This is a genomic window from Populibacterium corticicola (assembly GCF_042683685.1).
Lineage (GTDB): Bacteria > Actinomycetota > Actinomycetes > Actinomycetales > Cellulomonadaceae > Timonella > Timonella corticicola.
In genome coordinates, this window is the sequence record NZ_JBHUOP010000002.1 from 702,109 (window position 1) to 718,248 (window position 16,140).

At 61.2% G+C, this 16,140-nt stretch carries 12 protein-coding genes; 3 read left to right on the forward strand and 9 right to left on the reverse strand.

From position 1 onward, the window contains the following. From pfkB to ACFSYH_RS06800, 7 genes are all read right to left on the reverse strand, one after another. The gene (pfkB, locus tag ACFSYH_RS06770; protein WP_377466053.1) at window positions 1–948 is read right to left on the reverse strand and encodes a 1-phosphofructokinase; all 948 of its coding nucleotides are present in this window, start codon (window positions 946–948) and stop codon (window positions 1–3) included. Continuing rightward, window positions 945–1,706 (reverse strand): DeoR/GlpR family DNA-binding transcription regulator, encoded by a 762-nt coding sequence (locus tag ACFSYH_RS06775; RefSeq protein WP_377466054.1) that lies wholly within the window; start codon window positions 1,704–1,706, stop codon window positions 945–947. The genes pfkB and ACFSYH_RS06775 overlap by 4 nt, the downstream gene beginning before the upstream one ends. Window positions 1,707–2,212: 506 nt before the next feature. After that, complete coding sequence (locus ACFSYH_RS06780) at window positions 2,213–2,512, reverse strand: antibiotic biosynthesis monooxygenase family protein (RefSeq protein WP_377466055.1); 300 nt, start codon at window positions 2,510–2,512, stop codon at window positions 2,213–2,215. 94 nt (window positions 2,513–2,606) lie between these two features. Then, window positions 2,607–3,551 (reverse strand): HpcH/HpaI aldolase/citrate lyase family protein, encoded by a 945-nt coding sequence (locus ACFSYH_RS06785; RefSeq protein ID WP_377466056.1) that lies wholly within the window; start codon window positions 3,549–3,551, stop codon window positions 2,607–2,609. 126 nt (window positions 3,552–3,677) lie between these two features. Then, complete coding sequence (locus ACFSYH_RS06790) at window positions 3,678–5,102, reverse strand: MATE family efflux transporter (RefSeq protein ID WP_377466058.1); 1,425 nt, start codon at window positions 5,100–5,102, stop codon at window positions 3,678–3,680. An 18-nt stretch (window positions 5,103–5,120) separates the two neighbouring features. Next, entirely contained in the window at window positions 5,121–6,110 is a 990-nt protein-coding gene (locus ACFSYH_RS06795; RefSeq protein ID WP_377466060.1) for a phosphotransferase family protein, read from the reverse strand. A 46-nt stretch (window positions 6,111–6,156) separates the two neighbouring features. Beyond that, window positions 6,157–7,236, reverse strand: a complete 1,080-nt coding sequence (locus ACFSYH_RS06800; RefSeq protein ID WP_377466062.1) for a LacI family DNA-binding transcriptional regulator — start codon at window positions 7,234–7,236, stop codon at window positions 6,157–6,159. 402 nt (window positions 7,237–7,638) lie between these two features. Here ACFSYH_RS06800 and ACFSYH_RS06805 point away from each other — a divergent pair, with 402 nt between their 5' ends. After that, on the forward strand, window positions 7,639–9,408 hold the full coding sequence (locus ACFSYH_RS06805; protein WP_377466063.1) for a glycosyl hydrolase family 18 protein: 1,770 nt from the start codon (window positions 7,639–7,641) through the stop codon (window positions 9,406–9,408). Window positions 9,409–9,586: 178 nt separating this feature from the next. Here ACFSYH_RS06805 and ACFSYH_RS06810 read toward each other — a convergent pair whose 3' ends face one another. Together ACFSYH_RS06810 and ACFSYH_RS06815 are read right to left on the reverse strand one after the other, a co-directional pair. After that, window positions 9,587–11,458 carry an ABC transporter ATP-binding protein gene (locus ACFSYH_RS06810; protein ID WP_377466064.1) on the reverse strand — a complete coding sequence of 624 codons (1,872 nt, stop codon included), beginning with the start codon at window positions 11,456–11,458 and terminating at the stop codon, window positions 9,587–9,589. Continuing rightward, window positions 11,455–13,278, reverse strand: coding sequence for an ABC transporter ATP-binding protein/permease (locus tag ACFSYH_RS06815; RefSeq protein ID WP_377466065.1), 1,824 nt, complete (start codon window positions 13,276–13,278; stop codon window positions 11,455–11,457). Before ACFSYH_RS06815 ends, ACFSYH_RS06810 begins: the two co-directional genes overlap by 4 nt. A 454-nt stretch (window positions 13,279–13,732) precedes the next feature. Here ACFSYH_RS06815 and ACFSYH_RS06820 point away from each other — a divergent pair, with 454 nt between their 5' ends. Together ACFSYH_RS06820 and ACFSYH_RS06825 are read left to right on the forward strand one after the other, a co-directional pair. Then, window positions 13,733–15,091: an MFS transporter gene (locus ACFSYH_RS06820; protein ID WP_377466066.1), complete on the forward strand. Its 1,359-nt coding sequence runs from the start codon at window positions 13,733–13,735 to the stop codon at window positions 15,089–15,091. Window positions 15,092–15,534: 443 nt separating this feature from the next. Next, window positions 15,535–16,023 (forward strand): FBP domain-containing protein, encoded by a 489-nt coding sequence (locus ACFSYH_RS06825; protein ID WP_377466067.1) that lies wholly within the window; start codon window positions 15,535–15,537, stop codon window positions 16,021–16,023. Window positions 16,024–16,140 lie beyond the last annotated feature (117 nt).

Here is a 16,140-nt window from a genome sequence, read left to right on the forward strand (position 1 = left end):
TTAAAGCTCCTTGATGGTGTGAGTCAGGTCTGGATTTTCGACGAGTCGGACCGTTTCCTCGTCAATGTCACGTGGGGTGGGTACTGCCGTTCCGGGGAGCAGCACTGCTGCTCGACCCCACGCGACTGCGGTGCGCAGGCGCTCGTGGGGCTGCTTGCCAGTAGCGGAGATATAACCGGCCAGGGTCATGTCTCCGGCCCCAACCGTTGAAGCTGGGACAAGCACGGGTCCACCGGCCCACCAGGTGGTGGCCTCCGTGACGAGTAGGGCGCCGTGTCCGCCCAGGCTGACAAGTACTGTTGTGGTTCCCTGCGAGATGACCTGGCGTGCCGCCTCAACCACTTCACCGACGGTGGTGAGTTCGCGGCCGACGAGTTCGCCGAGTTCGTCCTCATTGGGTTTGATGAGGGCAAGTCCGCCCGCGTTGACTGCATGCCTCAGCGGTTCGCCGGAGGTGTCGAGAACGAGGTGTGCTCCGACTTCGCGGGCAACCTCAGCGACTCTGACGTAGGTGTCGTGTGGGGCACCCGCAGGCAGGCTGCCTGCGCCCACGATGGTGTCACCGGGATTGGCCGTGGCACGAATCGCATCCAGAAGGTTGCCGAGGATATCGTCCGAGAGCTGTGGACCGGGGGCGTTGATCTTTGTGGTGGCACCACGCTCGTCCACCACGGTGATGTTGGTGCGGGTCTCGCCCGGTACCTCGACCGGGACCGTCGAGATGCCACCGACCTTGAGCATGTTGGCGAGCAGCTCTCCGTCTGCCCCACCGAATGGGAAGACAGCCGTGGTGTCTATTGAGTGGGTGGTCAGCCCACGCGACACGTTGATGCCCTTTCCCCCCGCGTCGGTGTGGACGGCGCTGGCTCGGTTGATTTCCCCTAGTTCGAGTGCAGCCACGTCAAATGCGCGGTCAACACTCGGGTTGGGCGTGAACGTGATAATCATGCGTTGATCACCGTCACTCCTTGGCTTTCGAGTTCCGTGAGAATCTCTGGTTCAGATGCTTGGTCGGTGACGAGAGTGTCAACCTGATTGATGTCCGCAAAGGTGATGAACTCATTGCGGCCGATTTTTGAGTGATCCGTCAGTACGACAACCCGGCGTGCGGCAGCCACGATCGCCCGTTTGACCTCTGATTCCTCAAGGTCCGGTGTGGTTAGTCCGCGCTCGACGGTGAGCCCGTTTGTGCCCATGAAGGCAACGTCCACTTCGATCGTCTTGAGTGCTCGCTGTGACCATGGGCCGACCGCGGCGAGCGTCCGTGCCCGCACCTGACCTCCCACGAGATGCAGCGTGATCTTCTCGTGCCGCGAGAGGATGTTCGCGATCACGATCGAGTGGGTCACCACTACGAGTTCGCTGTCTGTGGGGATGAGTGCGGCAAGCCGTGCAGTCGTCGTACCCGCGTCCAACAGGATCGAGCCATGAGTGGGCAGTTCCCTGAGCGCGGCAAGCGCGATAGCGTCTTTTTCCGGGGCGTTGGTGTGTTCGCGTTCCGCTACCGCTGGCTCAGTGGAAAACCGTTCCACAGGGATCGCTCCGCCATGCACTCGACGCACGAGTCCTCGGCGTTCGAGAGCGGTGAGGTCTCGGCGGATTGTTTCCTGCGTGACATCGAGTTCCGCAGCAAGCGTTGTGACCTCGACTCTCCCGTTCGTGCGAGCAAGGCCCAGGATGTGTGAGTGTCGTTCTGGAGCGTACACGCCATTGTCCTCCCGGCTACTGCGACGTACGCGAGAGTGGCTCGTGGCCCGATCCTTGCCGGTACGCTACGGATCAAGCCAATACAGCCGCCAGGTCCGTATTCGACCCGCCTGTACGACGCTGTTCAGTAACTCCGATTATGCCCGGTTGTGACCGGCATTGCAAGAGAAAACCACTCATTCAGACATAAAACAAAGTAAAACCCACATCATTTAGTGGCGGACCGCGCTCTTCTTCGACGCCTTTCGCTGATTACAGCCTATGAGCCAGGTCACACGCCACGCCTGCCGGGTGAAGACTTTGTGCGGGTGAAACTCTCTCCCACACCAGCACGCCCCAGCCGACGGGCCAAAAAGAGTCCGGATACCCCTCTTTTAATAGGGCCTACGGACCAAAAAGAGCCCATCGACATTCAAGAGGCGAGCCCGCACCGAAATAAAAAGCGGGCCGGTTCATATCGAACCAACCCGCCCATCCCGCACGTGCGCGGGCCACAACTCACGCTCTACGCGAGTTCAACCACCTCGAACTCCATGAGATCAGCGCCAGTGCCAACAGGCTTGTGCCCCTCGGGACGTGAGTGCGCCGCATCAGCACGACCAGTACGCCAGGCCTCAAAGTCCTCGCGGCTCGCCCACTGCGTGACCACAAAGTAGCGGCTCTCACCGGCGGTGGGACGCAGCAACTGGAAGCCCTCGAAACCAGGTTCTTGATCCACGGCATGCTTGCGCGCGGCAAAGCGCTTCTCAAGTTCCGGGCCAGAGCCCTCGGGAACGGTGATCGCATTAATGACAACTACGGACATGACACATCCTCACGAAAACGGTTGGGCGCGCAGCAGTGCGCATGATCGGTACGTCAAGCCTAACGCCCTGACCATCGCGCCGGACAGGCCCTGCCTAGTTGCGCCACAACCCGTACGTGTCCGCAAGATTCGCAATCTTCTGCGCACGGGCCAAGCGCGGCAGATACGAACCATCCGCGATCTTGAGGCCGGATCGCGAGGACTGGGCGTGTTCGTGCTCCTCGATGAGCTCACGTGCCCACTCAAGTTCCTCGGCGGACGGGGACAGCCCGGCGTTCACATCCTCGACCTGCTCGATGGTCAGGCACATCTTCCCGGTCATCCCCATGCTTTGGGTGACCTTGCAGGCGGCAAGCACCTTCTCCCGGTCGTCCCCCGGAGCCGGCGGGCCGTCGATTGGTCCGGGCAACTTACCCACGCGAGACGCGACAACCAGTTTTCCCCGGGCATACGCGAGCGCCATGGGGTCCTCGGTGGCGCCCGTGTCCTTGCGGAAGTCATTGACCCCAAACGCAAGCCGGAACGTTCCCGGGGCAGACGCAATAGCGGTTGCGTTCTCGATTCCGAGCGCGGACTCGATCAGTGCAATCACCGGCGTTCCAGCCTGCAGACGCATCGCCGTGAGCGTGACCTGCTCGGGCTTCTCGGTCTGGGCGAGCATGACACCGCGTAGCCCGTTCGCGGTGATGAGCGCTGACACGTCATCGTCCCAGTGGTCGGTATCCATCCCGTTGATACGCACCCACGCTGAGGCACCAGATGACAGCGTCCGCATCACGTTATAGCGTGCTTCATCCTTACTCTGGTCAGGAACAGCCGCCTCCATGTCGAAGATGACCGAATCGGCTTCCGAACGCAGCGCATCCTCAAACAGATCCTCGCGCAGCGCATTGACGAGCAGCCATGACCGCGAAAGACGCGCAGGAAGTTTAGCCGCCCGCTCATTGCGGATGTCCGCGAACGCGTGCAGGTCCTGCTCGGTCAGTTCGGCGTCGGGGGTGTGGTCTGCTTCAGATTCGGGCGTCTCGGTCGTTTTCATGTAAGTCACCAGCTAGAGATGCTTGATATTTACGGACTTTCGTATGTTTCACTTCGGTGGGTGTTTGCTCCGCGACACCCCTGCCCTCCGCTGCACTACTGTGTCCGTAACAGATGTGGCTTTGTCTCATCCTAGGTCGGGTGCACCGTTTCTGCCCGTTAATTGGCTTCCTTGCGCTCCATTTCCTCCATTTGCGACGAGCCAGTTACGTTCCAGCCAACCCTCACGCCTGTGTGCCTTGCGCAGAAGAAGCAACGCCACGGCGGCGGACGCCGCCTCGCCGAGTGGGAGTGCCATCCAAATACCAGTGGGGCCGAAACGAACCAGGGCGATGACAAGCGGAATCTTGAGCAGAATGACTGTCCCGATGGAAAGCACGTAAGAGGCAGCAGGTCGGCCAATCGCCTGGAAGTAGGCGGAGATCAGTTGCGGCACCCCAGAGAACACCAGCCCAATGGACACGATGGTCAATGACCGACTTCCCAGAGCGAGTAGTTCGTCGTCTTGTACGAAGACGCCAACGATCCAGGGAGCGGTCAAAGCAACCAACGCTGCGGCGGCGATGCCATAGATGGACGTCGCTGCGAGCGCCAGGCGCATCGTGTGGTCGACCCGATCAGTTCTGCCTCTGCCTCGGTTGAAACTGACTATTGGTTGGACTCCCTGAGTTATACCGTTCTGGGGCATGAGCAGGAATGTCTGCATCCGCGCGCACACCGCGTAGGCGGCGACCGTGGCCACTCCAAACGCCGCGAGTTGGGCATTCACGAGGGCGACGAGCGCCGTGACGCCTAGCCCAGCCAAGAACGAGGGAGCGCCGATGGACAGGATTGGGCCGATGACCAGCAGTGCGATTCTTAGGTGCTGTGTTTTGAGCCGGTATGGACGCTTCCTTTTGAGAAAGAAGAACCAGAAGGCCATGCCCGCGGACACCATCTGTCCGCCTACGGTGCCCAATGCGGCTCCCGACACCCCCAGATTGAGTACGAAGATCAGCAGTGGATCGAGCACCACCTGACACACGACCGGCACGAGCCACAGAAACACCGAGAACGAGAAGCTCCCCTCGGCCCGCACTATCGCCGAGAATCCAGTCGAGAAGACCGAACCGCACAGTAGGATCACCGCATAGGGTTTGGCGAACGGCATCGTCGTTTCATCGGCACCGAGGAGTCTCAGGATCGGTTCGTGGAAGATCAGACCCACTACGGTCACAACCAGTGCAGCCAGCAGGAAGAAGACGATGGCGTTCCCGGTGGCTCGTGCGGCGTGTTCTGGTCGGTTGTTTCCCAGGCTGCGTGACACCACTGACGCCGCACCGACTCCGAGCGTTGTCGAGATCGCCCCGAGGAACAACAGGAGCGGAGCGGCCAGGTTCACTGCGGCAAGAGCATCCGGACCAACTCCACGGGCCACAAACCAGGCGTTTGTCAGCGCATAGATGCCATAGACGCCCACGGAGAACGTGGTCTGCGAGCAGGACCACCACAGCAGTTTGGCGATCGGCTCTCGCTCCAGACGCTCCGCCGCCGATACCTGCCTCTTGTTCACCGCCAACTCACGCGCAGGTCATCGAGCGCGCCCGAGGGCAGCCATCACCTGGTCGATCACCCTGCGAGCAAGGTCATATACCTCAGATGTGGTGTGACCCCGGTACTTGGTCTCGACTGCCATGATGATGCCCAGTTGCAGGGTGTAGAGCCTGCGCCGGATAGTTTCACTCTCCGTCAATGACTCAAGGCCAAAGCCAGCCATGAAATCCGTTGGGTCACCAAACTCGGGGGCGTCCAGACCGGTCAGGCCACCCTCCATGAGCGGGTCGCCGAAGATCGCGCGCTCGTGATCCAGCAAAGCGACAAGCACCCCGTCGCGCATGATCGAGTTCTTTGCCCACAAATCCACCTCGACGAGACGTGGTACCCGCACCTCATCGAGAACCGCGCGGTGGTCGACAAACACCGCACGTAGTTCATCCACGGACCAGCCCAAATCGATGTCAACTGGCGCGGCGTCCGCAAATACGCCCTCGACAATCTGCATGAACGCATCCGACCATCGGTCGAACTGAGGTCCGGTCACATTGCCAAACCGCTCTGCGGTCACCGAGTTGATCTCACGGTTGAGCCGACCTAACTGACGGTTGCCCGATGCGGCGACCTCCTGGGAAAGCGTGCCGTCCTCGATGGCGAGACCAAAGTTGAAACCCTCGATGAACTCCATGAAGAAGTAGTCCGCGTCAATCAACTCGTGAGTCAGGTCGGCCGCATATACCTGGGGGATCGGCACGGAGGTGTGTTCCTCGATGAGCGCCATCGCAGCAAGTTCTGCGCGCATCATTCCCCTCTCCCGCGTCAATACGGGGATGTGTGCGGGTGGGGCGATTTTCAAGACGACCTGCCGTCCGTCCGCCAGAGAGATGTTGTAGGCGACGTTGAACCACCCCTCCGTCATCTCGGTTACTTCAATGCCGTTGCGGGGAATCGCCTCTTTTCCAAAGGCCCTCTCTACAAGCGCCGTCAAGGTGTCAAGGTCTTGGTGATTCTTGGTGAGGCTTTCCACTGTCGTCCATTCTTCGTCTTCGTTGACTGAAACTTCTTGGGTGTTTCTACGCTGAAACGGGAGGGGATGTACTGTGCGCGCCGCAGCTCTCCCTGACCACTACCGTGATCGGTACTTCGTAGTGCTGTGGCTCGGACTGCGGGTTGCTGAGCCTGCGCTGCAATGCCTCGACTGCGAGCGCGCCCAGGTCAAGGGGAGCCTGACGCACCGATGTCAACCGTGGCTTGGCGGCACGTCCGATGCGGCAGTCGTCAAAGCCGGTAATCGCCGCATCGTCCGGCACGGACAGGCCCGCCTGCTCCGCAAGCCGAAGCACGCGCACGCCCAACTCGTCGCTACTGCACACGAGCCCGAGCCTGCCCGTGTCTTCTCTGCGCTGTACGAGAGCCGCCACCACCTCCGGCTCGCTCGCAGTTGCGTCGCTGACCTGAAGCAGCGTGGCTCCGAGCCGTTCAAGAACCGTGAAGCAGCGGCGTTCGACTGCCGTCAAGGACGTGCCCGCCACAAACACCAACTGGGTGACCCCGTGCTCTTCGACGAGATGTTGCGCGAGGAGTCCGGCACCCACCGCATCCGCGCTGTCCACGTAATCGTGAATGGATTCGTGGCGCGTGCTGTCTACGAGCACAACGGGTACCCGCCGCGCGAGGTGCGTGAGCAGGTTGGCTTCAACCGCATCGCCGACCACCACGAGGCCGTCCACCCTGCTTGCCATGTCTCGGACCCGAGAGTTTGCCTCTGGATCGCGGACCGCTGCGATCGTTATGGCATGCCCGATCTCCCACGCCGCCGATTCCGCCCCGCGGATGATGTCGTTTTGATAGGAGTGGCACACCTCCGCGATCTGCGTGGCGGTCTGCGCGTCATACTCAACTAGGTTGTTGCTTTCAACTACGGGCGATTCATCGCGCACGGCAGGCAACACCAGCCCGATCATGCCGGTTTGCTGGCTTACAAGACCGCGTGCTGACGCGGAAGGGACGTAGCCGAGTTCCTCGATGCTGCGTTGAATCGCAGCAGCGGCCTCGGGACTGACCTTGCCTGCCCCGTTCACGTGACGCGAGACCGTGGCAATGGACCAGCCCGCCAAGCGCGCGACGTCGGCGATGGTTGCAGGTCGGTTCATGGTCGACTCCGAGTGGAAGATGGACGGTCAGGAGGCACAGCCTCATTCTTGCCCTATGGTCACACACCGGTGTGTAAACGCTTCCACGGCACGCTGGGACATGACCTCAGCACCTGCACCTATTCACGTTTCATGCAGATGTCGTCCCAGGGCCAGCCACGGTCCATCATTCAGGACCAGATCACCCATGGGGACTCCTCCCCTTCCTGACCGCATGGCAATAATTCGCGAGGTCAGAATGATTTTCCTGCCACCACAACACCCACAAGAACATCGCACTAAGTAGTACTTAGTCTTCCCTGCTCGCGCATGCTCGTGAAAAAATCAACACACATTTGTTAGGAATACTTCCTAATTGATGATCTCCCTCCCCGCAATCAGTTCCACGACAAAGGAGTTTGTGTGATCTCTCAGAGGAAAGCAGCACTAGGTGCCACGCTCGCTGGCGCTCTAGCCGCAAGCATGTTTACAGCACTGCCCGCCACTGCTGCGCAGGATGATGCCCGCGAAACCACGACCATCAACGGTTACCGCAATGTCGGATACTACGGTTCATGGCGCCCAGGCTCCGGCGCCACCATCAAAAAGGTGTTTGTCGACTCGGGCGCAGCCCAGAACCTCACACACATCAACTACTCATTCGGAAACGTCGCCGGAGACAACGACGCACTCGACGCAGCACGCGCAGCAGGCGTCAAGGGACTCGACGGAGTTACCGAGTACAGTTGCTTCATCTCAGACACGCCCGCCCCAGCACAGGGCGAGACCAAGACTGCTGGAGATGCTCAGAACGACTTCCTCAACAGTGTCTCCGCCAAAGACTCCGTACTTGGAATCGCTGACAAAGCCGACCAGAAGCTCGCAGGAAACCTGAACCAGCTCAAGCAACTCAAGCAGCTCTACCCAGACCTCAAGATAAACATCTCCCTGGGTGGTTGGACCTGGTCCAAGTCCTTCTCCGCTGCGGTTGCAACACCCGAACGTCGCGCCAACCTCGTCAGTTCCTGCATCGACCTATACATCAAGGGAAACCTCCCTGAGATCGATGGGCGCGGCGGCGAAGGCGTGGCAGCAGGTATCTTCGATGGGTTCGACCTCGACTGGGAATGGCCAGGTGCCCCTGACTGGGCTCAGGAGGTTGGCAACCTCGTAGACCCCGAGAACGACAAGGCCAACTTCATCGCGTTCACCGACGAACTGCGAGCCCAACTCGACGCGCTGGAAGTCGAGACCCACAAGGAATACGAGATCTCCGCGTTCATCCCTGCAAGCCCTGGCGTGATCACCGCGGGCGGCTGGGACACCCCTGAACTGTGGAAGAATCTCGACTTTGGAAACATCCAGGGCTACGACCTGTGGGGCTCCTGGACCAACCAAACGGGACACCAGGGCAATGTTTACGGTGATCCAAACCACAACTGGGGACTTGGCCTCGACACGATCGTGGCGACCTACACCCGTGCGGGAGTTGACCCAGCCAAGCTGAACCTTGGCCTCGCAGCATATGCTCAGAGCTGGCTGGGCGCCGAGGAAGAACCTTGGACCATCGCAGAGAGCGGCGCTCCGGCACAGGTCATCTGGGACGACCTCAAGAAGAAGGACCTGAACATCCACCACGAGTACACCGAGGATGGAAAGTTCAACGCGACGTGGGGCTACGACCCAGCCGACAACACGTTCTACTCGTTCGACGATGAGGTTGCCGTCGCAGAGAAGACCAAGTGGGCGATCTCGCTCGGCCTTGGCGGTGTCGACTTCTGGGAGTCCGGCAACGATTCAGACGGCGACCTGTCAGCTGCATCCGCCAAGGTCCTGCGCGAGGCGGCACCAGGCCCAGTCGCAGGCTCGGACGCCACACTGTGCGAGGCGACTCCAAGCGCAGCGGCAACCCCGTGGAACGCGCTGAAGACCTACACCTCCGGTGACTTGGTGTTCCTTGACGGGCAGGTGTACAAGGCTCAGTGGTATGCAAAGGGCGACGTTCCTGGGACCACCACCGGCCCATGGTCCGCCCTGACCGGTTGCGGAGTTGACCCAGTTGAGCTTCAGGCATGGAATTCCTCAACCGTGTACACAACTGGTGACCAGGTCATCTACGGCGGAGAAACCTACACTGCCGCCTGGTGGACCCGCGGTCAGGAACCAGGCGCCTCAAGCGTTTGGAAGAAGTAACACCAGTCACTCGGGTGATCTAACGCATTGCGTGGCTCCATCGCCTGAGGCGTCCACACATCACTGGGAAGCGAACTAGAGACACTCGTTCCCCAAGTCTCCTCCATAAACAGTGGGCGGGGTAGCCGGAACAAACGGCTGCCCCGCCCACTGTTGTTCTCTCGTAGGAACCACGCCGTTACGCATGCCCCGCCTCGAGCATTCGTGCAAACAGTCCGCCGCTGGCCGCAACCTCGGACGGCTTACCGTATTCAGCCACCATGCCCTCGCGGATGACGGCGACGGTATCGGCATCGAGGGCATCACTCACGCGGTGCGTAATCTCGATGACCGTAACACCGGGCCGGGCAGAAGCGAGGTTTGCACGTACCCGTGCCGCAGTCGCTTCGTCGAGGTGCGAGGTGAACTCATCGAGAACGAGAATCTTCGCACCCGACAGCAGTGCCCGGGCAAGTGAGAGCCTTTGCCGCTGTCCACCGGACAGGTTGTCGCCGAGTTCGCCAACGCGAGTCTGCACACCATCCGGGAACGCGGCGATGTCATCGGCCAAACATGCGATGGAGCAGGCCTCCACGATGTCGGCGTCGGTTGCCGCAGGACGCGCGAGACGCAGGTTTTCCGCGATGCTCATGTTGAACATGTGGGTCGCTTGGGTCACGATCGCCACGGAGTCACGCAGTTCTGCCAGGGATACGTCGCGCACGTTGATCCCATTGATTCGCACGGCACCCGAGTCAACATCCCAGAACCGGAGCAGCAGTTGCACCAGCGTGGACTTGCCCGCGCCAGAGGCTCCGACAAGCGCAAGACGGGTTCCGGGTTCAACGAGCAGCGAAATCTCTTGGGCGGCGGGCCGGACCGACACGCGCCCCTCGGTGGAAGGGTAGGTGAAGGTCACGGCATCGAACTCGACGCCCGGTCCAGCCTCACCGGTGTTCACGCCGAGACGCACGGGGTTCTCCGGCTCGCTTACCACCGGCACGGTGTCGGCCAACGTGAACAGTCGATCTGCTGACGCTGTCGCCTTGTCGAGGTCGGCGATCACATCTTCCACGCCCCGCACGGCAGGGAAGGTAGCCACCACGGCGATGATCGCGGGGAGGAAGTCCACCAGGGTGAACTGACCGCTCCGCACTCCCTCGGCGCCGACAATGATCAGTGGCACTGCCGCGAGGAGTTGCACAGCGTGCGCGATGGCGCGACGCATCCCGACGGTCCACCAGGCCCGCCCAGCCCTCGTAGCGATCTGCTGTGACCGCGCGGCGAGTTCTTCCTGACGCCGCGCACCGTAGTCAAAGCCCACGATCTCGCGCACGCCCTGAATGGTCTCGGTGACGTGGTGCAGGTTCTGTCCACGCTCGCGCAGTACATCAGCCGCCGTGTCTCGCGCTCCCGAACCACCGATGAATGGCACCGCAAACGCTGCGAAGAGCAGGAACACGAATGCCGCAAGTCCCAGCACGGGAGTGGTGCTCACCGACACGAACACCACCACCACGAGCGGCACAAGGAACGCCGAGATCGCGGGGGCGATCGTGTGCGCGAAGAACACCTCAATCCGGTCGATGTCCCGTGTCACGCGGGCAAGCAGGTCACCGGTGCGACTCGATGCGGAAAGCGCCGGAGCCTGCGGCCAGATCCGCGAGAACAGGAACAGCCGCAACTGCTCAAGGGCGGTGAACGCCACGTAGTGGCCAGCGTACTGTTCGAGGTATCGGAACAGCGCTTTCGCAAGCGCGAGCCCAACCAGCAGCCACACGTACCGACCGATGGGCAGGGCCGCGCCAATACCGGCATGAGTCGCAACGGTTGCAACACCGTGCGCTCCCACCACGAACAGCGCCACTCCGAGCAGGTTCTGAATCACTGAGCAGATCGTGGAGATGACCAGTGGTTTCATGACTGGAAGCGCACGCCCATACAGTTTTTTGATGATCACGTTGCGCGGCAGGTTCAGGCCCGTTTGACCGCTGGCAGCGGTGCTGCTTGGCGACGATCCTGCCGCCCTTGCAGCCTCGGGTACAGGAGGTTGGATGGTTGCATTGGTCATGATTCTTCTCCGTCGTTGGACGTAGATCCGGCGCCCAGTTCCGTGAGGTTCCCGTCGGCTAGGGTCAGGATGCGGTCCACGCTGCGCAGCGTGGACGGGCGGTGCGCGATGGTGAGGACGGTGCGGCCCGCAACCGCGTTGTCGATGGCAGCCAAGATGGCGGCCTCGCCCTCAAGGTCGACCTGGGAGGTGGGCTCATCAAGGATCAGTAGAGGCGCATCCTTGAGCAGTGCCCGGGCAATGGCGAGGCGCTGTGCCTGTCCGCCCGACAGCGAATAGCCGCGCTCCCCCACCACGGTGTCCAGCCCCTGCGGCATTGCGGAGATTTCCTGCGTCAGGTTCGCTGTGTCGAGCGCCTGCCACAGTTCCTCATCACTCGCATCGGGTTTCGCTATCTGTAGGTTCTCGCGTAGCGTCCCAGTGAACAGGAACGTGGTTTGGCCGACCGTCGCAGACAGGGAACGGGCGGAATCTGTTGCCAGCGTGTTTGCGTCAGCACCTGCGAGGAACAGTTCACCGTCCCCAATCGGGATGTTGCGCTGCACAAGCGACGCAATGGTCGACTTACCGGCACCGGACTGGCCCACGATCGCCACATGCTCCCCCGGATGCACCGCAAACGAGACGCCCTTGAGCACCTCAAGCTCCCCGTACGCAAAGTGGGCACCCCGGAACTCGACGATGGGCTGGGAGGCGGCAGGATCGTCGGCAATCGACGAATCCACTGATGGGAGGGCCGAACGGCCCGCACGAACCCGCACCGGCTGGCTGAGGAAGCCGCGGATGCCGCGCTGCGCGGCGAGCCCGCCCATGCCGATGTAGAAGAACTCGCCGACCTTGCCCAGCGGTTCCAGCAGCACAAGCGACACCAGCAGGAGCGCGACGGCCTGGCCGAGCGTGATCGCGCCCGCGTCGAGACGGCTCATCGCGAGCCATGCCACCATCGCGATCATGAACAGCGAGAACACCCCGTCCACCACGAGGATGACCAACTGGTTGGATGCGAGCAGCCGCATGATCGAACGGCGGTTGCGTTCACCCGATTCCGCAAGCCGGTCCTGGGTCCGCTGCGACGCGTTGAGCAGTCCAAGCGTGGTCAGCCCCTGAATGGCATCGAGGTACTCGGCCGCAAGGCGTTGGCGTGCCTCGCGTGAGTTGCCCGAGACCTTCCGGAATGCCCGCTGGAACCCGCCCACGAGCAACGGGATCGCCGGAACCGCAAGAAGCAACATAGCCGCAGCGAACCAGTCAATCGTGAGGCCCACAATGAGCAGCACGACCACAGGGCTTATCGCAGACGCGATCATTGGCCCCAAGAACGTGAGCTTGAACAGCGAGAGCCGCTCCACCCCATCCGTCGCCTGCGAGGCAAGCGCACCGGAACGCTCGTGGGTGCGGTCAACCGGACCGAGCGCAAACACGTGATCGATGATGCGGCGGCGGACTTGCCCCTCCTCACGGACTGCGGCCGTGCCGGTCATACCGATCACGTAGGCAGAGAGTCCAGCCGCGAGTACCGCGAATACGAGGGTGGCCACGAGATTGCCGCCGTATGGTTCTGAATACACGAGAGCCTGGAAGGTGTTGCCCAGGAACACGAACGTGAACGCGGTCGCCGCGGAGGTGAGCACGCTCAACGCAATCGAGAGTCTGACGGTCTTTCCCGCCTGCTCCGAGAACAGGTTGATCTTGGGCGGCTTCGGGCGGCTGCCCGGCCCTCGCCCCGAAGGGCCATGACCGGCCGTAGCGCGAGCATCCGGGCGCCTGGATGCTCCCGGGTTGCGTGGCTTCGCTGGCTGATCTGCCGTTGCTGAAGACATTCGGTACTACCTCGCAGTGGAGTGATGAGTGGTGCGATCCGGCGGCGATACGAGCGTCATGAGACGAAGGCCCTATCGTCCGCTTCTGTTAGGCTAACCTAACGGTTTTTTCTGACATACAGTCATAAGTCCTATTCTTTTACGCCGCGACAAGGGTTTTCACGGCGGTTTGCCCTGAAGTGTCAGAAACTGCTGATCTGCCTTCAGTGGTCTGTCGAGGTGTGGGTTTCATCGCAATGGTGTGGCTACTCAACTCACACTATTGCGAGGAAACCCACATCTTGAGCTGCCCTGGCTCGAAACGGGAAGAAAACCGCTCGGGCTAGAGTTAGAGATACTGCAATAAAGCAGACTTTTCCCGCGCACGGCCGTTAAGGCCACAACAGACCGGACGTTGATGAGTTTCCAACGCACCGCCACACCCCATAAGTGGCTCATCCTCCTAATCGTTGCCATGACCCAACTCGTAGTGGTCCTCGACGGCACGATCGTCTCCATTTCACTTCCCCAGGCACAACTCGAACTCGACATGACCGATGTTCAACGCCAATGGGTCGTGACGGCCTACGCCCTCACCTTCGGCTCACTGCTCCTGCTTGGTGGACGCATCGCAGACTTCTGGGGACGCAAACGCACGTACATCCTGGGCCTGGCCGGATTCGGCATCGCATCCGCATATGGCGGACTGATCCATACGGGCAATGAACTCATCATCGCCCGCGGACTACAGGGGGTATTCGCCGCACTCATGGCCCCATCCGCGCTGGCGATCCTAACCATCACATTCCCTCGCGGACGCGAGCGCAATACAGCCTTTGCCGTATTCGGCGCGGTCGCCGGCATGGGCGCAGCCGTGGGACTTCTACTCGGTGGCGTACTGACGGAATACGCATCGTGGCGCTGGTGCCTGCTCGTGAACGTGCCCATCGTGATCATCGTGGCACTCGCCGCCGCCTATCTCCTTCAGGAGTCCAAAGCGGAAGGCGACACCAAGCTCGATGTCCTTGGCACGGTTCTCGTGGTGACCGGACTCGGCTCGGTCGTGTACGGATTCACCAAAGCCGAGGAGGGATGGGACCAGGCAGCAGCATGGATCTTCCTGGGCGCTGGCGTTGCCTTACTGGTCGCGTTCTTCGGCTGGCAGGCACGAGCACCACACCCGATGCTTCCGCTGCGCATCCTCAACCGCACCAGGAGCGGCGCATTCCTGATGCAGATGGTTGCCGGGGCAACCATGGTGGGCGCGATGCTCTACCTGACCTTCCACATGCAGATCGTTCTCGGTCTTACCCCGCTGCACACCGGCTTGGGCATGGTTGTACAGACCGTTGCCATCTCCGCGACGGTGCCCGTGGTTACGCGACTGTTGCCCCGGTTTGGCCCGCGTCCGTTCATGATCATCGGCCCGCTCATCGCTGCAGGCGCCATGCTGTTCTTGACTCGCGTGACTGTGTCTGGCTCGTATTGGACCGAGGTCATGCCTTCCCTCATCGTGAACGGCATCGGTATGGCGATGCTGTTTGTCCCCGTGCAAAACCTGTCGTTGCTTGGCGTCGATCCCCACGATGCTGGCGCGGCCTCGGCAACTGGAAATGCCTCCAATCAGGTGGGCGCCTCTATCGGCCTGGCAGTGTTCACAACCATATACGCTGAGGTCACAGCCGGTTCCCACGAGCCCGCGGTACTCGTGGATGGCTACCACGCCGTGTTCCGGACCGGAGCGATAGTGCTGTTCATTGGCTCGATCATCGCGTTCACGATGATTCGGGGAACCAAGGAGCAACTCATGCCAGGGATGGATCGGCGCTCATAGGTTGCTTACGGCTCAACGCTGAGAGGTTTGCTCGCCGCTTCCTCAACGCAAGCTGACGTAACCACAAAGTCCCACACATTCGCTGGCACACACCGATGGGCTGTTTTTGGTCCGGGTGCGCACACTTTATGTGCCCACCCGGACCAAAAACAGCCCATCGGCCAGACACAGCCACGTGTATCAACAAGCAAAATCAACTTGAACGCACCCCTTTTCTCGGGTGTACGGTGGAACGAGACACACAACGAAAGGATCGGTGGCCCAAGTGGCCTACCCTGCAACTGCCTGATTTCCCGCTCGGCCACCATTCGGCCGAACCTGCTGCCGCACGCTGGGTCTCCGACCCATCAGTCGATGCTGTCAGCAGGGTTTTCGTGCGCCCATAGACGCGCACACCGGAATCTCATGCGCATCACATATGCGTTCACAGAACAGGCAGAATCATGCAACCCTTAACCCCGCAATCCCTGCGCGCCAGTTTCGTCAACACCTCCAAACGCGAGGCAGCGGAAGCCATCCCACCGATCAAACTCGACGCCATCGATTGGGAGAGGCACGACATCTTTGGCTGGACCGACAGGTCGAATCCCCTCGTGGCCTACGTCGTGATCCCCGTGGACGACAGACCCGTTGGCATCATGCTGCGCGCGTCGAAGAACAAGCCGAAGAAAACGATGTGTGCATTCTGCGAGGACATCGTTGATCTGTCCGAGGTGAAGCTCTTCGTTGCGAAACTTGCCGGCCCGGCAGGTCGCAAGGGCGACACAATCGGAACCCTCGCCCATGCCAACTTCTCCTGCTCCAAGCATGTACGGCGCAAGCCCAACTCGATGGAGGGCAAGGCCGATCCCGAGGCGTTCATCGCGCACCGGGTAGATGCTCTACGGTTCAACGCTGAGAGGTTCGCACGTCGAGTCCTTGGCGAGAACTGACAGGGATTCCCTGACCAAGCAGGATAGCGTCCAGAACGATCGCTTTTCACGGTGTGTATTGCAGCCCATGGACCGATGAGGAGTGATGGCGCTCAGCGCGTAGGGCTCCCACGCTGA